General features: G+C 64.1%; 17 protein-coding genes. 9 read left to right on the top strand and 8 right to left on the bottom strand.

Annotated features, from left to right (window positions below; translation table 11 throughout):
- Positions 1-18 precede the first annotated feature (18 nt).
- The 4 genes from BM083_RS18225 to BM083_RS18210 form a co-directional block, all read right to left on the bottom strand.
- Positions 19-903: a fumarylacetoacetate hydrolase family protein gene (locus BM083_RS18225; RefSeq protein WP_089871376.1), complete on the bottom strand. Its 885-nt coding sequence runs from the start codon at positions 901-903 to the stop codon at positions 19-21.
- 185 nt (positions 904-1,088) lie between these two features.
- Entirely contained in the window at positions 1,089-2,330 is a 1,242-nt protein-coding gene (locus BM083_RS18220) for a mandelate racemase/muconate lactonizing enzyme family protein (protein WP_089871374.1), read from the bottom strand.
- Positions 2,331-2,434: 104 nt separating this feature from the next.
- The gene (locus BM083_RS18215) at positions 2,435-4,123 is read right to left on the bottom strand and encodes a CRTAC1 family protein (RefSeq protein ID WP_089871372.1); all 1,689 of its coding nucleotides are present in this window, start codon (positions 4,121-4,123) and stop codon (positions 2,435-2,437) included.
- Entirely contained in the window at positions 4,120-5,430 is a 1,311-nt protein-coding gene (locus BM083_RS18210; RefSeq protein WP_089871370.1) for a DUF7405 family protein, read from the bottom strand. Before BM083_RS18210 ends, BM083_RS18215 begins: the two co-directional genes overlap by 4 nt.
- Before the next feature lie 133 nt (positions 5,431-5,563).
- Here BM083_RS18210 and BM083_RS18205 point away from each other — a divergent pair, with 133 nt between their 5' ends.
- A complete protein-coding gene (locus BM083_RS18205) occupies positions 5,564-6,478 on the top strand; it encodes a HEAT repeat domain-containing protein (protein WP_177197695.1) in 915 nt (304 codons plus the stop codon).
- 27 nt (positions 6,479-6,505) lie between these two features.
- Here BM083_RS18205 and BM083_RS18200 read toward each other — a convergent pair whose 3' ends face one another.
- Positions 6,506-6,739 (bottom strand): hypothetical protein, encoded by a 234-nt coding sequence (locus BM083_RS18200; RefSeq protein WP_009377665.1) that lies wholly within the window; start codon positions 6,737-6,739, stop codon positions 6,506-6,508.
- A gap of 366 nt (positions 6,740-7,105) precedes the next feature.
- A complete protein-coding gene (locus BM083_RS18195; RefSeq protein WP_089871367.1) occupies positions 7,106-9,172 on the bottom strand; it encodes an alpha-glucuronidase family glycosyl hydrolase in 2,067 nt (688 codons plus the stop codon).
- A 242-nt stretch (positions 9,173-9,414) separates the two neighbouring features.
- Between BM083_RS18195 and BM083_RS18190 the strand changes: the two genes are divergently transcribed.
- The 5 genes from BM083_RS18190 (at position 9,415) to BM083_RS18170 (ending at position 15,961) form a co-directional block, all read left to right on the top strand.
- Entirely contained in the window at positions 9,415-11,214 is a 1,800-nt protein-coding gene (locus BM083_RS18190; protein WP_177197694.1) for an ABC transporter substrate-binding protein, read from the top strand.
- A 33-nt stretch (positions 11,215-11,247) separates the two neighbouring features.
- Entirely contained in the window at positions 11,248-12,246 is a 999-nt protein-coding gene (locus BM083_RS18185; RefSeq protein WP_009377657.1) for an ABC transporter permease, read from the top strand.
- A complete protein-coding gene (locus BM083_RS18180) occupies positions 12,236-13,258 on the top strand; it encodes an ABC transporter permease (RefSeq protein ID WP_177197693.1) in 1,023 nt (340 codons plus the stop codon). The genes BM083_RS18185 and BM083_RS18180 overlap by 11 nt, the downstream gene beginning before the upstream one ends.
- Positions 13,259-13,263: 5 nt before the next feature.
- Positions 13,264-15,504 (top strand): ABC transporter ATP-binding protein, encoded by a 2,241-nt coding sequence (locus tag BM083_RS18175; protein WP_089871359.1) that lies wholly within the window; start codon positions 13,264-13,266, stop codon positions 15,502-15,504.
- Between the two features lie 106 nt (positions 15,505-15,610).
- A complete protein-coding gene (locus BM083_RS18170; RefSeq protein ID WP_089871356.1) occupies positions 15,611-15,961 on the top strand; it encodes a hypothetical protein in 351 nt (116 codons plus the stop codon).
- A 49-nt stretch (positions 15,962-16,010) separates the two neighbouring features.
- On the opposite strand, the gene gfo6 is transcribed toward BM083_RS18170, so the two are convergent.
- A complete protein-coding gene (gene gfo6, locus BM083_RS18165; RefSeq protein ID WP_089871354.1) occupies positions 16,011-17,108 on the bottom strand; it encodes a D-xylose 1-dehydrogenase Gfo6 in 1,098 nt (365 codons plus the stop codon).
- 114 nt (positions 17,109-17,222) lie between these two features.
- Between gfo6 and xacF the strand changes: the two genes are divergently transcribed.
- The 3 genes from xacF (at position 17,223) to BM083_RS23500 (ending at position 19,791) form a co-directional block, all read left to right on the top strand.
- A complete protein-coding gene (gene xacF, locus BM083_RS18160; protein ID WP_089871637.1) occupies positions 17,223-18,671 on the top strand; it encodes a 2,5-dioxovalerate dehydrogenase in 1,449 nt (482 codons plus the stop codon).
- 177 nt (positions 18,672-18,848) lie between these two features.
- A complete protein-coding gene (locus tag BM083_RS18155) occupies positions 18,849-19,304 on the top strand; it encodes a universal stress protein (protein WP_089871352.1) in 456 nt (151 codons plus the stop codon).
- A gap of 325 nt (positions 19,305-19,629) precedes the next feature.
- A complete protein-coding gene (locus BM083_RS23500) occupies positions 19,630-19,791 on the top strand; it encodes a hypothetical protein (protein WP_177197692.1) in 162 nt (53 codons plus the stop codon).
- A gap of 277 nt (positions 19,792-20,068) precedes the next feature.
- On the opposite strand, the gene xacR is transcribed toward BM083_RS23500, so the two are convergent.
- A complete protein-coding gene (xacR, locus tag BM083_RS18145) occupies positions 20,069-20,824 on the bottom strand; it encodes an HTH-type transcriptional regulator XacR (RefSeq protein WP_009377636.1) in 756 nt (251 codons plus the stop codon).
- Positions 20,825-20,873: the final 49 nt, after the last annotated feature.

The raw sequence follows: 20,873 nt of genomic DNA, 5'->3' as shown, positions 1-20,873 counted from the left end.
TCGATGTCGTCGCGCCGCTCAGACGATGACGGTGTCGTTGACGAGTCGACCGATGTTGTCGATGTCGATAGAGACTCTGTCACCCTCTTCGAGTGTGAACGTCTCTGGCGGAACGAGTGCCGTGCCCGTTAGCAACACGAGCGTCTCGGGGAGGGTGTTGTGCCGTCGGAGATACTCGACCAGCGTCTCACAGGAAGTCGCCATCTCGCTCGTCGAAGTCGAGTCCTCGTAGGCAATCTCCTCGTCGCGCTCGATAGTGAGCGACATCGTCAGGTCGTGGGGGTCCTCGACGGTTTCGGAAGTCGAGACGCAGGGGCCGACGGAACAACAGCGGTCGTAGACCTTCGCCTGCGGGAGGTAGAGCGGGTTCTCGCCTTCGATGTCACGGCTCGATACGTCGTTGCCGACGGTGTATCCGACGACCTCGCCGCGGTGGAGAACGATACCTAGTTCCGGTTCCGGCACGTCCCAGTCCGAGTCGCCGCGAACACCGATCGAATCGTACGGGCCGACCGTCCGCGAGGGTGTCGCCTTCAAGAACAGTTCGGGGCGCTCGCTCTCGTAGACGTCGATGTAGACCTCCGGTTTTCCACTCTCTGCCTTTCGGGCTTTCTCGCTGATACTGTACGTCACACCCGCCGCCCACACCTCGTCCGGGACGACCGGCCGCAGGGCGTTGGCTTCGATGTCGTCGAGGTTGCGCTGGTCCGCTTCGGAGATTCGGTCGCGGGCGATGGCGTCGATGCTCTGGTTGCTGGCGTTGGCCGCCCGCGCGAGTTCGGTGAACGAACCGAGGTCCTCGGACGCTGACGTCAGGTCGTACGCGTCGCCCTCGTCGTCGATGACGACGAGTGACTCGGACGATGACTGATGCTCTCCGCCGGGAAGTCGATAGTACCGCATACCCGATGATGATTACAGACCACTAAAAGTGTATCGTCGCCCTGAATGAACCGACGAATCAGAAATGTTCTGGCTCGACGAGTCGTTTCACTCCTCGTCGAACAACACAGAGCGAGGCTCTGTGAGCACGACGAAGTTACTCTTCGTCGAACACGGAAAATCAGAGATTTTCCTACTTGATGAAACTATGCTTCATCAAACAACGTATCACCTTCGACCATGTGCTCCTCGACGACGTCGAGGTCGAGCGTTAGGCCGAGACCGGGTTCTTCGGGAATCTCCATGCGACCTTCACTGATGAGGCCGTTCTCTTCGACCAGGTCCTCCCACCAATCGAGTTGGTAGGAGTGGTACTCGACGGCCAGCGAGTTCGGGATAGCGGCGGCGACCTGCGCGGACGCCATCGTCCCGATTGGCGAGGAGACGTTGTGCATCGCGACTGGGACGTAGTAGGTGTCGGCCATGTCCGCAATCTTCCGCGTCTCACGCATCCCGCCGACGCGGGGGAGGTCGGGTGCGATGATGTCGATCGCCTGTTCTTCGAGGAGTCGGCGATGGCCGTGTTTCCGGTAGACGTTCTCACCCGCTGCGATTGGCGTCGTCGGTGCCGAAAACGTCACTTCACGCTGGACGTCGTGGTTCTCCGGCGGGACGGGGTCTTCGAGCCACCAGACGTCGTAGTCAGCGATGGCCGCCGCGAGACGCTTCGCGCTTCCACCGGCGAACGACCAGTGGCAGTCGAAGGCGACGTCGGCGCGGTCGCCGACGGCCTCGGTGACCGCCTCGACGATTTCGACCTTGTGGTCGATCTCCGGGCCGCGGAGGTGACGGTTCGCTCGGTCTTTCTCGTGGCCCGACGGAACGTCCAGGTCGAACTTGATGGCGTCGTAGCCGAGTTCCTCGACGACACGTTCACCCTCGGCAGCGCAGGCTTGGGGGTTAGCCTCGTCTTCTGTGTGGAGGTCACAGTAGATGCGAACTTCGTCGCGGTACTTCCCGCCGACGAGTTGGTAAGCCGGGATGTCGAGTAACTTGCCAGCGACGTCGTGGAGCGCGATCTCGATACCCGAGATGGCCGAGACGGCCTTCCCGGAGATAGAGCCCTCGCCGGACATCTTCTGGATCAGGTGCTCGTAGAGTCGGTCGATATCCAGCGGGTTCTCGCCGACGAGGAACGGCTTCATCCGCTCGATGATAGCTGTGTCACCGCCGCCCCAGTACGACTCACCCGTGCCGACGACGCCCGCGTCCGTGTAGACGCGAACGAGGATCCACGGATAGTTCCCGTCGACCATCGTCGTCTGAATATCCGTGATCTCCGCGTCGCGGACGCCGCCGCGTTCGTTGGTGATACCCATCGTCTCCGACGACAGGTCCCGCATCGTGTACTCTGCGTTCGGGTCGCTAAGCTTCGCGTACTCGACCATTGCGTTCGTATATCCCGAAACCCGATACTAAAGCTTGTGGGTCGGTAGCGATTCTGCCAGACAGAGAAGTGAGACGCGAAAACGAGAGGTGGTGCGGACGTCGCTCAGTTCGACTCGTTCGTACCGTAGTCGACGATGGTCTCCACGCCGTCTCTCGTGAGTCGTACTTGCTGGTCGGCTGCGACGTCCTCGTAGGTGCGCTCCTCTCCGTCGGGCCAGGTGACGGTCAGGTCGACCCGCTCGCGACTCCCGAGGCCGAGGTGGGTGACGCGGCTCTCTTGAGAGAGGAAGTCCGACTGCACCGTCTGTTGGACGACCGTCTCCCCGTCGGGCGTCGTCGCGGTGACCTCCGCGCCGTAGACGGTCGAGCCCGCGTCGTCGACGACGCGGAACGCGATGCTGTTGGCGTCGGCACCGACGCCGACGTTCTCGTAGACCGTCACCGTCCCGTCGTAGGGCGCGACGATGACGTCGCGGTCGCCGTCGCGGTCGTAGTCGAGCGTCACCAGCCCGCGGCCGTCGTGTTCAGTCAGGTTGCGCTCGGAGGCATCGAGGCTCTCGAACGACTCGCCCTCGCGCTCGAACAGCATCGGGTAGGTGTAGTGCGGGTCGTCGGGGTTGATCTGAGTGACGTACTGGGTCGCGTGGATCAGGTCGCGGTCGCCGTCGTTATCGAGGTCAGTCAGGCTTGCTGCCCAGCCCCAGCCACCCTGCCGGACGCCGTAGGCGACGGCGCGGTCAGTCAGGTTGCCCGAGCCGTCGTTGAGCATCAGGGTGTTACCCTTCGTCCGTCCAGATTTGATGACGTTGCCGAACAGCAGCCTGAGCCGTTCGTGGCGCTCGTCGTCCTCGACCTCGTCGAGCGGAAGGTAGATGTTCGTCGTGAACACGTCCTGGCGACCGTCGCCGTTCACGTCGGCGATCTCCGAGGACATTCCGTTGCGTGAGGTGTTGCCGCGCAGGACGCGCTGTTCGAAGCGACCGTCGCCCTGATTGAGGTACACTGCGTCGGTGTTGTAGTCGTTGGCGACGTGGACGTCCGGCAGGCCGTCGTCGTTCAGGTCGACGAAGCTCGCTGCGAGACTCCACCGGTCGGCCGCGCCCAGCCCCGAGTCTTCGACGCGCTCGAAGCCGTCGTCGGTGTTCTCGTAAAGGACGTTCTGGTTGCCGTTGTCCTCGTCGACGAACTGGTAGAGACTGAAGTAGCCCTCGGGCTTGCGGTCGACCCAGTCGCCCGACTGGTAGACCAGGATGTCGGCGTCGCCGTCGCGGTCGTAGTCGGCCGCGGTCGCCCCCATCGGATAGGTCAGGTTGCCGAGGTCGGTTCCCGACTGTTCGAACACCCCGTCGTCGTTGTGCAACAGCACCGGTTCGGCGTGCGAGCGCAGGACGAGCAGGTCCTCCCAGCCGTCGCCGTCGTAGTCGACGAAGAGCGCGCCTTTGACCGCGTCGCCGAACTCCGGGAACCCATCCACGCGCGCGAACTCGCCGCCGGTGTTGTGGAACAGCGCCGGGCGCTCGCCGCCGACGGCCAGCACGTCCTGCCAGCCGTCGTTGTCGTAGTCGGCAACGTAGATACCGTCGTCGCCGTTGCCCGCGCCGCCGCCGTCGGTTCGGTAGTCGAGCCCCGAGGACTCGGTCGATTCCCGGAACTGAATCTCGGTGTCGACGCTCGCCCCGCCCATCGAGCCGAGACAGCCCGCGCTCACGACGAGAAGCACGAGCGCGAGGGTCGCGAGCGTGAGGGTTCGTCGGTGTCTGGGTCGTCCGGTTCGGTCGGGCCGTTCCGTCATCGTCGACTCGGGAGCGCGCGGTCTGCGCGCGGTGGGACGAGATAGGTGCTCCGTGAGAGCGTCCCGAGGTAGTCGACGATACCGTGTCTGTCGTCAGGGACGTCGGCGTCGAGGTCGTACTCGTCGATGTTCATCGCCTTCCGCACGGAGACGAACTTCCGGGTGTCTGTTTGGACCGACGAGAAGTTGAACGTCGACCCCTCGACGTCGTCGGTGGCGACGCCCTCCGAACGGCGGAGAATCTGCGTCTGGAACTCCTCGTCGCGTGCCGTGGCGACCTTCTGGGCGTGGCCGACGATGCCGTGTTCGGCTGCCAACTCCTCCATGTTCTCGACGTTCTCCTCCGTGATCCCGCTGTGGCTACCCATCCGGTCTCCGATGTCGCCCACGTCGTCGTAGTCGTGAGCCGGACAGTACATCTCCTTCGTCCGCTGTTCGTGCGGTTGGTCGTACCAGTCGTCGAGAGAGGTGCGGATGCGCGAGACGGCGAGTGTCGTCCCGCCCGCGAACGGCCCCTCGTCGAACGTCGCAGTGTCCTCCGGCGGTAGGCTGTTGTCGAACCCCGCGCGGAAGCCCATCGACAGCGGGGCTTCCTCCGGGATGTCCTCGTGACCGATCTCCTGGGCGGGCCGGCCCTTGCCGAGGACGCCCGACCGACGCTCGACGACCTCGAACACGCCCGACAGTCGGCTGTCGACGTCGACGCCGTTGAGCTGTTCTTTCTCCCCGAACAGCGCCTCCTCGGCGGCGAGCAGGATCGAGGCGTAGTCGCTGTCGAGCAACAGGAGCGCGTCGAAGTTCGCAGCCAACGAGGGGTCTTCGCCCAGTTCCTCCAGCACCGTCTCGGGCGTCTGGAGTTCGGGTAGGTCGATGTCGACCTGTTCGAGATACTGGGGCGCGTAGCCGACGAGAAAGAGGAGTCCGTTGTTGATACTACCGCTCGTGTCGAGGCCGCTGCCCCACTGGAAGGCGCGTTCGAGGAGGCGGAAGGCGTCCTCGACCTCTCTGCGCTCTGCCTCCGTCGGCGGCACCGACCCCTCGTGAGAGAGGCCGAGCAGCAGTTGGTGTTGGCTCTGAGTCACCGTCCCGTGGGCGCTGTTGACGAGATAGTCGTCCCAGGCGTGTTGGCGGTCGGGCAGCGCCGACCGGTCGTCGGTGCCCCGTGGATACTCCGGCGGGTCGGGCGTCTCGGCGTCCGGCGACCGTTCGGCCTCCTGGCAGGCGGCGAGGGCGCTCGTCCCACCGATGGCGAGCGCCGACCTGACCAGCGCTCTGCGCGAGAGTCCGCGCGAGTTCTCTGACGTCATCTTCTCTCTGTTGCGACTTGACCAGTAAATGATTTTTTATCATATTTGGGAGATGTTCGGCGCACTGGCGTCACGGTTCCGGAGCCTCGGAGCAACCCCCACGTATTTATCTCCCGCTTCGCATCGTAGGGCCATGACGACGGACTCGTCGAAGCCACTCGACGGTATCACCCCCGAAGAGACGACGCCGGGCGACGTCGACGACGCGGAGATACGCGCCGCACTCGCCTCGTCCAGTCCGCTGGTTCGCCAGCGCGGCGTCGAAGTCCTCGACTCGCTGGCCGCCCAGGACCTCGACGCCGTCGACCCCTTCCTCGACGAAGTCGCCGCGGCGGCCGCCGACAACAACGTCGCCATCGCGCTGGGGGCCATCGGCGTCCTCGACACTATCGCGGCTACCGACCCGACGCGGCTCGACGGCCGGCTCGACCATCTCGTGAGTGTGCTCGACACCGAACTCGTCGACGTCCAACTGACCGGTGGGAAGCTCCTCGCGACGCTCGTCGTCGAGGAACCGGACCTCGTCAGCCCGTACGTCCGAGAGCTCGTCGTGGCGATTCACGAAACCGAAATCGACGAGAACCCCCCGAACTTCGCTGAGGTCGTCTCTGACCCCGTGACCCGACGGACGCTCCAAGAACACGAACAGGGCGAGCGCGAGCGGTGGCTGTCCAGCCGTCGCACCCTGGTCAACGTCGTCGTTGCTGTCGCCGAGACCGACCCCGAAGCAGCGGCCGACGCGGTCGACGACCTCCTCACGCTCCTCGACGACGTAGACCCCTCGGTCGCTGGCGGTGCGGTCGACGCACTCGGTGAACTCGCAACGAGCCACCCCGAGACCGTCGCGCCAGTCGCCGACCGACTCGTCGGTTGTCTGAATCACGGTCACAGCCTCGTTCGCGCGCGGGCCATCCGGGCGCTCGGCTATCTCGGCGACGAGTCGACGGTCCCGGCGCTCCGGGAGGTAGCCGAGACCGACGACGACGAGGACGTGCGGGAACTCGCGGCCGACACGGCCGAGTTCATCGTCGAGACGGCACAGCCGTGAGAACTGAACCCGGAAGCCGGAGACGATTCACATGTCCATCGCGCGCTTGGTACAGTACCAGTAGAGCACGCTGAAGAAGACGAACAGGACGACGACGAGGACGATGTCGATGACGAGGATGGGGTACGCCTGGTCGCCCGGTTCGACGAAGAGCGCCGACAGACCGAGAAAGAGCGCCGATGCGATGAGCAACGCGAGCAGTATCTTGATCCGCTCGCGCTGCGAGCAGACGATATCGACCAGCACCGACGTGTTCGACATGGTACGTGGTCCGTAGACACACTAAAAAAAGCCAGCGGTCGGGTCGACGTCCCGACTCGGCTGAGTCGACCCTCCAGTCGTCGGTTCAGTTCCCGGGGCGGTTACCGTTTCCGTTGTCCCCACCATTGCCGGGCGACTCCGGCTCGACGGTTACAATGCCGATGTCGCCATCGTTCTCGCCGGCGAAATTCCGCGAGGAAGTGGCGTGGACCGAGATACTCCTCGATGACATCTACGAGACGGTCGGCGCCGACTGGCCGGCGCGTGTCTTCCGGTTTCCCTACGGCGACGCCGACCACGCCGTAGCGTGCAGGCGTCCTCGTGGAGTTCGAAGAGCCTCTCGGCCTCGTCGAGTAAGCGCCCCCGTCAGTCGTCGCCGACGCGACCCTGCTCGTCCGGAACGCCCGAGTGACTGTAGAAGTAGTCCGTGAGGACGTCACGCCAGCGTTCGGCCTGCGCGACCTGTTCGTCGAACCGTTCGGCGACGTGTCGGAACCGTCGCTCGTCGACCTTCCCGTCGAGCGACTGCCACTCCGCGCGGAGTCGCTTGGTCTCCTCGACGCCGGCGAAGCAGTTGTCGTAGAGCCGCTGGACGACGGTCGTCCCGTCGTCGAGTTCGTGGGTCCACGGCAGATGGTGGAAGAACAAGAGGAGCTCCTCGGGGCAGTCGGCGACGGACTCGTAACGCTGGGCGACCGGGTCGCGGTACTGGCCGGCGTAGCCGCTGCCCGTACTCGTCCGGTCGACGCCGATGCCCTCCTCGGTCGCGCCGTGGTAGCCTGGCCACTCTTCGGGTGCGGGGTCGTAGTGGTTCTCCAGATACTCCTCGGCGTTGTGCATCATGTGCATCAGGCCGAGTCCGCCCGTCTCGTAATCGATGCAGACCTCCCACGAGTCGTGGAGGATTCGAGTCACTGTATCGCCGACCTGCTCGTCGGCACCGAACGTCTGATGGACCCACTCTTCGGTCACCGATTCGGCCGACGCCTCGGGGTCCCACGCCAGCCGGCCGAAGGCGTAGAGGTTCGCCTGCGCGAGGTAGTGACCCGTCCAACTGTGGTCCTCGCCGACGCTCCCGACGCCGACGATACCCTCGCCGTCGTCGCGGAACAGCGACCCGACCGGCGACCCCGGCCCGTCGGCGTGGGTGTCGAAGTCGAGTATCTCCTTCCACATCGGGAGATGGTATGTCGCATGAACGCCTTGGCCGGTGTACTCGCCCGTAATCTGCAGCTCCAACCCGAGGTCCGTCTCGGGCATCGCGCCGAACAGCGTCGAGACCGGCTCGCGCGGCTGGAAGTCGATGGGGCCGTTCTTGACCTGGACGGTGACGTTGTCGGCGAAGTCGCCGTCGAGCGGCTCGAAGGTGTCGTAGGCCTGGACCGCGCGGTCCTCGTGGGTGCCGTAGACGAAGGCGCGCCACCAGACCCGGCCACCGTGTGGTTCTAACACGCGGGCGAGAGCGTTCGCGCCGTCGACGTGGTCGCGGCCATAGTCGTACGGCCCGGGCTGGCCCTCCGAGTCGGCCTTGACGAGGAAGCCCCCGAAGTCGGGGACGAGCTCGTAGATCTCGTCGGCCTTCGCACGCCACCACGCGCGAACGTCTTCGTCCAGCGGGTCAGCCGTGTCGAGGTCGCCGACGAGCATCGGCGCGGCGAAGTTCACCGAGAGATACGGCCGAATCCCGTAGCGGCGGAACACCGAGGCGAGGCTGGTAAAAGCCTCCAGTCGGCGTGGTTCGAGCAGTTGCCAGCCCTCGAAGGCGTCGAAGGCCACGTTCGCGCTCGGCCGCGCCGGCTTCGTCGTGTTGACGTTGTTGAAGACGACTCCGTTCACACCCACGGAGGCGAGCAGTCGCGCGTAGTCCTCGTAGCGCGGCCGGAGGTCAGGCAGTCGCTCCCAGTCGAAGATGGACTCGCCGCCGTACCCGCGCTCGACCGACCGGTGGAAGGGCGTGTCCCACTGGTCGAGCAGGCGGTTTTCGTAAGCCGGCTCCTCGCGTACGTCGAGGTCGGCGACGGGTTCGTGCGTATTCAGGAGGCGTAACAGGTGAAACGTCCCGTACACCAACCCTCGGTCCGTCGACGCGGTGACGACGAGACAGTCCTGCCCGTTCCACGTCACCGACTTCAGCAGGTAGCCGCCGTCGGCGAGGTCGTCGACGACGTCGGTCGGAACTGACTCGGCGATCATCGCCATGTCGTCGGGCGTGCCGACGGCGAGAAAGCCCTCGGCCGTCGTCGGCGGATGCTGCCACAGATGCGGATCCGTTCCCAGGAGAGCCGGGAGCGCCCGTCGGAGTTCGTCGCGGACCGCACTCAGTTCGGGTGCCTCCTCGGCGACGTAGGCGTGTCGACACCGACGCCGGTACGCGTCGAGACGGTCGTCGGGAACGCACTCGTACCGAAGCCAGCAACTGTCGTACTCGTTCATCGTATCTGACTGAGCAGTCGACACCCGGGACTAAAACGCTAGTCCTCGACCGAACGATCGAGGAGGCGGGAACCGACAGTACCGAGACACACAGTTTCCTCACGACACCATATTGGCAGATTCTCGAACTAAATCCGGTCGGTGTGACGAGGGAGAAGTTCCATCTCGAGCATATTTCATGAGATATAACCCCATTATAATACACAATGTTTATAATCAACTATAGAATACTACGCCATGTTATGCCATCTGATAGCAGGCGGGAAGAGTACGACAGATACATCAGTCGTCGAAGGGTGCTGGCAGCGGCCGGGGCCTCGGGCGTCGCCGCACTCGCCGGCTGTTCCAGCGGAAACACCAATCCGACCGAGTCGGGTTCGGGGTCGAACTCGGGAGACTCGACGAGTGGGTCGGGTGACTCGGGGGGCGCGGTCAACGACGCGACGTTCGTCAACGCCTACACCGGCAACCCGGTCGACTTGCACTTCAACTCCTCGGCGAGTCAGAACTTCGCGTGGCCCGCCGGACGGGCGGTCTTCGCGCCGTTCCTGAAGTACTCGTTCAACAAGTCGGAGTTCATTCTCGGGGCGCTCTCGGATCTCGAGATCGACGGCCAGGAAGTGACACTGACGTTCCGTGACGACCTCATGTGGAGCAACGGTGACGAGTGGACGACCGAGGACTTCGACGTTCAACTCCAACTCGCCCAAAAGACCGGGAGTTCGCTCTGGGGCTATCTAGATGAGTACGAGATCGTCGACGACAAGACCGCGCGACTCCTGCTTTCGGGGCCGACGAATCCACAGATAATCCAATTCGAGCTGTCGAACTTCTTCGTCGACACGAAGGCAGAGACACACGAACAGTGGCTCGACAAGGGCGAAGCCGAGTTCCTCCAGTGGGCGTGGGAAGACCCCGTCGCAAGCGGGATGTTTCGGTTCGTCAACAAAGACCAGCAGGCCTTCGAGTTCGAGCGCAACCCCGAGTTCTACAAGTCCGACAACGTCAACTTCGGGACCTACCTGCTCGAAAGCTACGGTGGCAACACCGCCCAGCACCAGGCGCTCATCTCCGGCAGCGAGGTGGACGCGTCGACCAGTCTGTTCACACCCCCGGAGATCGCCAACCGCTTCCCGGACCACGTCGTCGAGGTCAACATCCCGGCGAAGTGGGGTTACGGCATCGTCTTCAACCACAACGACCCGCACTTCGGCAAGCGCGCTGTCCGCCAGGCGGTTGCCCACGTCATCAACCGGCAGGCAATCGTCGACAACGCGGGCCCAGAGACGAAGTTCGTCGCCCCGACGCCGTGTGGTATCGCCCCGCGTGACCAAGAATACTGGCTCGGCGACTGGTTCGACGACTTCGAGACCTACGGTGCCGACGAGATTCAAGCCGAGCAGGCGACGCAACTGCTCGAAGAGGCCGGCTACACGAAGCAGAACGGCACCTGGCAGGACAGTAGCGGCGAGACCCTCGGCGGGGAGTACTACTCGCCGTCGGGCTGGACGGACTGGACGACGATGACCCAGACGGTCGTCAGCCAGCTCAACGAGTTCGGCTTCGACTTCTCAATCAGCACGAAGCCGACGAACGACTGGTTCAGCCAGTACTCCAACAGCAACTTCAAGATGGGTTCGTTATACTGGCTGCCCGGTGGCTCGCGTTCGTCGTTCCCGTACTTCCCACTGTACTACCAGCTGTGGGCGACCGACATCGGCGGCGGTCACGGCTACCGCGAGAAGGCCGAGTCCGAGCAGACAATCCCCGGTCGCGACGGCGGGGAGACGACCATCACCCCGTTGGAGGTCACGCGGGAAATCGCTCGACAGCCGAACGACGACGAATCACGGCCGTACGTCCAGCAGGCAGCGTGGCACAACCACATCGAACTGCCGTTCCTCGGACTCGTCTCGAAGTACGAACAGTCCTGGGTGACCAACGACGACTGGACGGTCGCCAGCGAGGACAGCCCGAACCGCCAGGTCAAGTGGCCCCCGTTCTGGTGGGTCCACGAGGGCGAACTGCAGTACCAGGGATAAGACACCCCATCCAAAAACCCACTAACTTCAACAATGAACTACTACCTCAGACGAACGGTCAGAATCCCCCTGACCATCCTCGCGGTCGCGACATTCACTTTCGGGCTGATTCGCCTTCTCCCGGGTGGCCCGTTCACGCAACTGCGTATCCAGCTCATCCGTCAGGGTGTCCCGGCCGAGCAGGTCAACGCTCGCATCGAAGCGCTTCAGAACATCAGGCCGGACGCACCGCTCTGGCAACAGTATCTCGACTACCTCATCGGCGTGGCCCAGTTGGACCTCGGCCGGTCGATCTCGCTGAACGCACCCGTGATCGAAATCCTCGCGCGTGCACTGCCGTGGACGGTCTTTCTCGTCGTGACGTCGACGGTTCTGATGTTCGTCATCGGCGTCCTCATCGGCGCGATTCAGGCGTACAAGGAAGGTTCACGGTTCGACAAGGTCGCCTCGGGGAGTTCTATCTTCCTGATGGCGGTCCCGTACTACATCTTCGCCGTCCTCTTCCTGTTCTTCCTCTCGTTCCAGCTCAACCTCTTTCCGACCGGGAACGCGGTCGAACGGGGGATCGAAGCTTCCCTCAGCGCGGAGTACTTCCTGAGCGTGCTCCACCACGCCGCGCTGCCGATCATCGCGTTCACCATCGGCGGCGTCGGCTCGACCGCGCTCAACATGCGCGGCAACGGGATCCAGGTGCTCGGCGAGGAGTACGTCGAAGTCGCCCGGCTACGCGGACTGCCCGACAGCCGTATCGCGACGAAGTACGTCGCGAAGAACGCCATCCTCCCGATGTACACGGGACTGTTGCTTCTCATCGGCTTCCGTCTCGGCGGAACCGTCGTCCTGGAGCAGATCTTCTCGTACCCCGGGCTGGGCTATTACCTCATCTCCGCGGTCAACGCGAACGACTACCCGCTGATGATGGGCTGTTTCCTCGTCATCACGGTCACGCTCGTCATCGCGGTGTACATCGCGGACCTGACCTACGGGCTCATCGACCCCCGCATCAGCGCAGGTGATTCCGATGGTTACTGAAACCGACTCCTCGTCCCCGGACGATATCGACTGGCGCTCGGAGACCTCTTCGGCCGAGATGAGCCAGCGCGACCGACTGGCGGAGTTCTACGAGCAGAGCATCTACGAACCCGCCGTCGTCGCGTGGTCCGACGTGCGAACCCGACTCGGTATCGTCATCCTGAGCGTCTACCTGCTGATGGCGCTCGTCGAGGTGCTCGGGCTGTGGCGCAACCCGGCTCCGAACCAGGCACCGCGGCTGCTCGCCCCCTTCGTGAACATGCAGTATCCGCTCGGGACGACGCAGTCCGGCGTCGACCTGTTCGCGCTCATCGTCGACTCGACGCCGTTCATCCTGTTGATGGTGCTCGCGGGCGGCGTCTGGGCGACCAGCGTCGCCATCGTCGTCGGTACCATCTCCGGCTACAAGGGCGGTACCGTCGACACCGTCATCACGTCTATCTCGGACTTCTTCATGGCGATTCCGGGACTGCCGCTCATCATCATCTTAGCGATCGCGCTGAGTCCGGAGAACCCGATCCTGCTCGGCGTCATCCTGACGATCAACTACTGGGCCGGCCTCGGCCGGTCGATCCGGTCGCAGGTCCTCTCGATCCGCGAGGCCAGCTACGTCGAAGCCTCGCGGACGATGGGGACGAGTACGCATCGGATCATCCTGAAGGACGTGTTGCCGAACATCATGCCGTACGTCATGGTCAACTTCGTGCTCGCCGCACGGTACACCATCTTCGCGTCCGTCGGGCTGTACTTCATCGGCGTCCTGCCCTACACGGGACAGAACTGGGGCGTCACGCTGAACAACGCGTACAACCAGGGTGGGCTGTTCACTCTCGAAGCGCTCCACTGGCTGCTCGTGCCCATCGTGGCCATCGTCGGCCTCGCATTCGGGCTCATTCTAGTCAGTCAAGGCATGGATCGCATCTTCAACCCGCGGGTGCGGACGCGCCTCACCGGTAAGTCCGAGTCCGTCGAAGAGGAGAGCGACAACGAAAACACGTCCGCGTGGGTGTAAATAACATGGCAACCAACACAGACACGAACACGTCACCGACCGACGACACGGCATCGAAAAGGGTCGTCGACGACCCAATCCTCGAAATCGAGGACACGAACGTCACTTACAGTGAAGGCGACACCTACGTCCTCGAAGACGTCAACGTCACCATCGACCGCCACGAGGTGCTCGGCATCGTCGGCGAGAGCGGCTCTGGAAAGTCGATGTTCGCCTCCGCACTGCTCGACGCCGTCCCGGATCCCGGGCTCCTCACCGGGAAGATCCACTACAACCGCAAGGACGGCTCGACCGTCGACATCCTCCAGATGAGCGACGAGGAACTGCGGCAGTTCCGCTGGGAGGAGATCTCGATGGTCTTCCAGGGGGCGATGAGTTCGTTCAACCCGACGATGAAGGTCGGCTCGCACTTCAAGGAGACGCTGCGGACCCACGACAAGAACGTCTCGGAGGGGATGGAGTTCGCCCGTGAACTGCTGGAGAACCTCTATCTCGAACCCGAGCGCGTGCTCGACTCCTACCCACACGAACTCTCTGGCGGGATGCAACAACGCGCGCTCATCGCGCTGAGCATGGTGCTCGACCCAGAGGTCCTCGTTATGGACGAGCCGACAGCCGCACTCGACCTGCTGATGCAGCGGTCGATTCTGCAACTGTTGGACAACCTCCAGAGCGAGTACGACCTGACGATCATCTTCATCACGCACGACCTGCCGCTGGTCGCGTCGCTGGCCGACCGGATGGCCATCATCTACGCGTTCCAGTTCGCCGAAATCGGGCCGCGCGACGAGATCATCGGCAACTCCGCACATCCGTACACACGGGAACTACTGAACTCGACACCGAACCTCGACGCGCCGCTGGAGGACATGCAACCCATCGAGGGCGAGGGGCCCGCACCCGTCAACGTCCCCTCGGGCTGTCGCTACCATCCGCGCTGTCAACTCGCGACCGAGAAGTGTCGGACCGACGACCCGCCGTTCTCGCCGGTCGACGGCGGGGGCGGCCACCGCTCGGCCTGTCACTACCGCGAGGAGGCCCGCGAAGAGATCCCGCTCAACTTCGGCAAGACGGCCGAGGATTTCGACCAGCAACTCGTCTCCGACCCGACGGACGGCCCGAACGCCGGTTCGACGGCCACTCTCGAGACGACGAGCGACACGCCGTTGTTGTCGCTCGACGACGTCGAAGTCCACTTCGGGGAGGAACAGAGCCTCATCGAGCGGTTCACGCAGGACCCGACGGTCGTCCGCGCTGTTGACGGCATCTCGCTGGACATCGAAGAGCAGGACCTCGTCTGTCTGCTCGGCGAGTCCGGCTGTGGGAAGACGACGCTCGGCAAGACGATGATCGGCCTCCAGAAGCCGACCGGCGGATCGATCGAGTACCGCGGCCACGACATCTGGGAGGCGAAAGCCGGGAACACCGACATCCCCTACAAGGAGGTTCGTTCGGCGCTCCAGATCATCCACCAGGATCCCGGCAGCGCGCTCAACCCCAACCGGCGCATCGCCGACATCCTCACGGAGCCGCTGCGCCACACTCACCCGAACATCGGCCGTGCCGAGCGTCGCGACCGGATGCACTCGCTGCTCGAACGGGTCGGGATGACACCCGCGGGCGACTTCCTCGAACGCTACCCGCATCAGCTGTCTGGCGGCGAGAAACAGCGTGTCGCCCTCGCGCGGGCGCTGTTGATGGACCCCGACGCCATCCTCGCGGACGAGGCCATCAGCGCCGTCGACGTGAGTCTCCGTATCGGCATCATGGATCTGATGCTCGAACTCCAAGCTGAGTTCGACACGTCGTTCCTGTTCATCAGCCACGACCTCTCGAACGCGCGGTACTTCGCCGAGCACGGCGACGGCCGCATCGCCGTCATGTATCTCGGCGAGATCGTCGAGATCGGCTCCGCCGAGCGGCTCATCCACGACCCGCGACATCCCTACACGGAAGTGTTGCGGTGGGCGACGCCGAACCTCGACCTCGACGCGATGGACGCCGAGGATCCGCCGATTCGCGAGATCGACGTCCCCGACCCGGTGGATCCACCGTCGGGCTGTCGGTTCCACACGCGCTGTCCGGTGGCGCGTGAGGCCTGCCGCGAAGAGCAGCCGAAGCTGGCGGAACTCGACGACGGAGACGGTGCCGCGGCCTGCTTCCGCGAGGACCCGAACCACGCGTACTGGAACAGCGAACCGCTCGACGGCGCGGCCGAGAACCCCGAAGGCCTCGAACAGCACTGAGCGCGCGGCCGCTCTCTTTCTCGCCCTGATTTCGGCCAGTAGCCGAATCGCCATCGCACCGAGACACCGACAAGCTATTACTACCCACACTAGCATAGTCGATACTATGACACGGTACACTCCGGAGTGCGTGGACGACACCCTCTTTTTGGTCAGTGAGGACGACGGCACCCGTATCGAGGTCGGCACCGTCGACGACATCGTCGACGCTGTCGGCGGCGAGACGTACGTCATCGAGTACGACGACAAACAACAGGCCCAGCCGTGGCTGGATACGGACGACGGCGTCCTCGAAATCGACGTTCGTGAGGTGGTGACGACCATGTCACACACCGAGGAGATGGTCTCGGAACTCGCCGACTACGATATGTCGACGGATAGATACGGCCTTCCTACCCGGACGGTCGAGTTCGCCAATCAACTGGTCGAGATTCTCGAACGACAGGGCAGTTCGTAGGACGCGTTTCGCAGAGCCAAGACAACCCGTTCCGATCGGTTCGGACCGCTCACAGCGAGTCGAGCGTGACTTCCTGACCGGTCTCGGCTGCCTCGTAGATCGCAGCGAGCGAACGCATGTCGACGAGCGCGTGGTCGCCGTCGGGCGTCAGTGGCTCGTCTCGCAGGACGTGGTCGGCGAAGTAGTCGAACTCCTCGGTCATCTCGTCGGCAAAGACGTCGCGACGGCCGTCGTCGAGTTCGACCTCGCGGCCGTCGAGCGTCCGGTAGGTCAACGTCTGTGGCGACTCGCCGAGGAACGTCGGTTCCAGCAGGAGTTCACCCTCGGTACCGACGAGTCGGAGATGCCCCGAGAGATGCGAGTGCTGGCTCGCCGTACAGGCAGCGTAGGTGCCGTCGTCGAACTGGATAGTGAACGTGGCGTGTTGGTCGGGGACGTCGCGGAACGCCTCGTCCTCGGAGTGCATCTGGGCGGTCACGCTCACCGGGTCGGCCCCGAGGACGAACCGCGCGGTGTTGAGCGGGTAGATGCCGAGGTCCATCACGGTCGCGCCGTAGCCCGCGAGGTCGGGGTTCAGCCGCCACTGGTCGGGGTCCCCGGAGACGACGTCGAGCATCTGCTGGCCCATGTGGCCGTGGACGGCCACCGGATCGCCGATGGCCCCCTCGGCGACGAGATCCCGCATCAGTCGTACCTGCGGGTCGGTCTGCATCCGGTAGGCGACCATCAGCGGCACATCTTCGGCTGTGTCGACGAGTTCCTCGGCGCGTTCGAGCGTCGCCTCGACGGGCTTCTCACAGAGGACGGCTTTACCGTGTTCGGCGGCCGCGGCGACGTAGGGGAGATGGAGTGCGTTCGGCGTACAGATGTAGACGGCGTCGTATTCGTCAGTGGCCTCACCCTCGACGAACTCGTCGTAGGTGAGGCCGGTCGTGATTGTCGGTGTCGCCGCCACGGTCTCGCCGGCTTTCTCGTGGCTGCTGCTGACGGCGACGGTCGCTTCACAGAACTTCGAGTTCTGGATGGCCGGAATCGCCTGTTGACGGGTCCACCAGCCGAGGCCGACGATGGCGAGTCTGAGCGTTCCGGAGTCCAGTGCTTCCCAGTCACGGGCGCGGACACCCTGCAGTAGGTCGTCGAGTGACATACTACGAGGGTACTCGGCGAGTGGCAAAAGTGTAGTGGACGGGGTGAGAGTCGCAGTCGGCAGGTAGTTGGGGAACCGTAAGAGTAGTATGCGTGAACCGTGAACACGTGGCTGATGACAGAGACGAGAGCCAACTACGTGAACGGAGAGTGGGTCTCCTCGGAGACGGGCGAGACCATCGACGTCGAGAACCCCGCGAACCCGAGCGAAGTCGTCGCGCGCTACCAACAGTCCAGCGCCGCCGACGCGGCCGAGGCGGTCGACGCCGCCGTCGACGCCCAAGACGACTGGGCGACGACACCCGGACCGGAGCGCGGCCGTATCCTCCGAGAGGCGGGGACTATCCTCCAAGAGCGGAAAGAGGAACTGACCGACTCGCTGGTGGCCGAAGAGGGCAAAGCGCGCCCCGAAGCGGCCGGTGAGGTCCAGCGCGCCATCGACATCTTCCACTACTTCGCCACCAAAGCCGCCGACCTCGGCGGGACGACGAAGTCGCCGAGCGGGCGCCGGAAGAACCTCTACATCCGCCAAGAGCCCGTCGGCGTCGCCGCCCTGGTTACGCCGTGGAACTACCCAATCGCCATCCCGGTCTGGAAGCTCGCGCCGGCGCTGGCCGCGGGTAACACGGTCGTCCTGAAGCCGGCGTCGCAGGCCCCGGGTGTCGTCCTCGACGTAGCCGAGGCACTCGATGAGGCGGGTCTGCCCGACGGCGTGTTGAACGTGGTGACCGGCCCCGGCAGCACGGTCGGCAACGAGTTTATCGAGAACGAAGGCACCGACGCCGTCTCCTTCACCGGTAGCAGTCACGTCGGCGAGATGGTCTACGAACAGGCGACCGACGCGGGCAAGCGCGTCCAGACCGAACTCGGCGGGAAGAACCCGACGCTCGTCACCGACTCGGCCGACCCCGCCGAGGCGGCCGACATCGTCGCCACCGGCGCCTTCGGGACGACAGGCCAGTCGTGTACCGGCTGTTCGCGCGCCATCGTCCACGAGGACGTCTACGACGACTTCGTCGCGGAACTCGTCGACCGAGCGGAGTCCATCGACGTCGGCCCCGGCAACGACCACGAGATGGGGCCGCAGGCCAGCGAGAGCGAACTCGAGGGGACACTCGACTACATCGAAATCGCGAAAGACGAGGGCGCGACACTCGCCGCAGGTGGCGGCCGACCCGAAGGTGAGGCGGTCGAGGAGGGCTACTACGTCGAACCCACCGTCTTCACCGACGTCGAGAGTGACATGCGAATCGCCCAAGAGGAGGTCTTCGGCCCGGTCGTCGCCGTGCTGAAGGTCAGCGACTTCGAGGAGGGACTCGCCGTCACCAACGACGTGGACTACGGTCTCTCGGCCAGTGTCGTCACCGACGACCACACCGAAGCGAACCGCTTCGTCGACGAGGCGGAAGCCGGCGTCGTGAAAGTCAACGAGAAGACGACCGGTCTCGAACTCCACGTCCCGTTCGGCGGCTTCAAGCGCTCCTCCTCGGAGACGTGGCGCGAACAGGGCGACGCTGGCCTCGACTTCTACACCATCGAGAAGACCGTCTACGACAACTACTGAGTACGACCGACCGCGTGACGCACGACCGACACACCACCCCGTCGGCGACAGTCCCGCGCCGGCACCCCCAGTCACGCCACCTCACCACGACGGTTTCCACCCCGACGACGACTTTTTCGGACTCGACTCCCCGTGAATCACCGAGTAATTATATAGGGGGCTGTCGAACACGGGGATATGGAGGACGCACTCGTCGTATTAGAGGACAGAGACGCCTGTGCCGACTTGCTCCGTGAGGCAGCCATGTACGCGAAGGGCGCAGACAGCGAACTCGTGCTCTACTCGCCGCTGACCACAGAACAGTACGAAGAGACCGCCGAGACGCTCGACGAGATCGGGCGAGTGGAGAACCGAGAGTACGGCGACGACCAGGCGCTCGGCGTCGCGTTCACGTTCGCCCGCGAACTCGCGAACGACGCGCTGGCTGACATGGACGTCGAGTGGACCATCGTCGCCGACGTGGTCGAGGAGCGGACGGCCGACCACATCGTCGACATCGCCGAGGAACACGACTGTGACCACGTCTTCACGCTCGGCAACCCGCGGTCGCCGACGGGGAAGGCCGTCTTCGGCGACACGACCCAACGACTCATCCTCAACTTCCCGGGCTACGTGACCACGCGGATGAGCTGACCACGGCCGACCCGCCACCCGAGCGAGTAGCCGAGAACCGACCGACGACGAAGACTGTGCTCGGTCGGGAGGACCGTGACGAGGAGATCGCGACCGTCGAGCGACTGCTCCGGAACATGGGTCGCATCGACATCGGCATCGGCATCTACTCGTTGGGTCTGGACGGAGAACCCCGGCGGCGTGATTCACACCGCCGGCTCGGTTCCGTTGCGGGGCGGTTCGCGGACGACCGCTTACTGCCACGAGCAGTCCGAACGCGCACCCGACTACCCCGTCGACATCAGCGAAGGCGAACTCTGGTCGAACCTCGAGTACTTCCTCGGCGATGGGTGCGAACGTCGTCGTCAACTCTCGCTCACAGAAGCGCGCCGACGAAGTCGCGCAGACCGGCTTCGTGACCAGTGAGGTGCTCTACGCCGACGGCGGCTGGCAGGCCTACGGCTGGGCACGGGCGACCAGTAGCGAAGGGGATACGACGTCGGACTGACGCCGCTCTCCTCCTTGCGACCCGTATTGGGCCGCAGGTTCGACACACCGACCACCGTACTCGTCACGAGCCGCCACCAGCCGTGACGCAGATACCGTCACGCCGTGACGGCGAGAACGAATTTCTCTATATCAGAACACCGAGGAACCGTTCGTCAGCAGAAGATTACACTGTTAGGTTTGTAACGGGGGCTGTGTAGAGAACAGAACAGGCGGTGGGTGTGAGCAGAACGCCGTCTCCCTGTCCGAGCGGTGTTTTCTGAAATAGAAAACAGAGTTCAGTAGTTGATGTTGAGTTCGACGACGTTAGCGGCGCTGAGGACACGTTCGGGGAGCGCCTCGTAGAGGTCCTCGTCGCTGACGCGGCTCGCGGGGGCCGAGACGCTGATCGCACCCAACACCTCGCCCGACGAGGCCTTGACCGGGGCGGCAAGACAGCGCAGTCCCTCTAGTCGTTCGCCGTCGTCGATAGCGTAGCCGCGTTCGCGGACGTCGTCGAGAACGTCGTACAGTTCCTCACGTGTCCCGATACTCTTCGGCGTCTTCTGCTCCAACCCGCGGTGGTCGATGATCTCTTCGACGCGCGACTTCGGGAGGTTGGCGAGGATGGCCTTGCCGAGTGCGGTCGTGTGAAGGTTCGTCCGCAGGCCGGCGTAAGTGTCGAGGTCGACGGCGTCGTCACCCTTCGCCCGCATGAGATACACGCCCAGTCCCCGTTCCTCGACGAGCAGGTTGGCGAGTTCGCCCGTCTCGGCGGCCAAAGACTTGACCTCGGGCTCGGCGACCTCGTAGAGCTCCATCGACTTTCGGATGTGACCGCCGATTTCGAGGAACTTCAGCCCGAGGCGGTACTCGCCGTCGGTCTTCAGCACGTAGCCGTGACTCTGGAGCGTCGTCAGGTGGTTGTGGACGGCGCTCTTCCCTATGTCGAGCCGATTCGACAGTTCCGTCACTCCACACGGACCTGCCTCCATCAGTTGCTCTATCAGCAGGAGTGTCTTCTCGGTGGTTCGCACCGGGTGCTTGGCGTCCATGCTATTGACTAGCACTTCAAGGCGATAAACGTTCTGGTTTAGAGAACAG

This window comes from Halogranum rubrum (assembly GCF_900114455.1).
Taxonomy (GTDB): domain Archaea; phylum Halobacteriota; class Halobacteria; order Halobacteriales; family Haloferacaceae; genus Halogranum; species Halogranum rubrum.
This window is presented reverse-complemented; position numbering and strand designations above follow the sequence as displayed.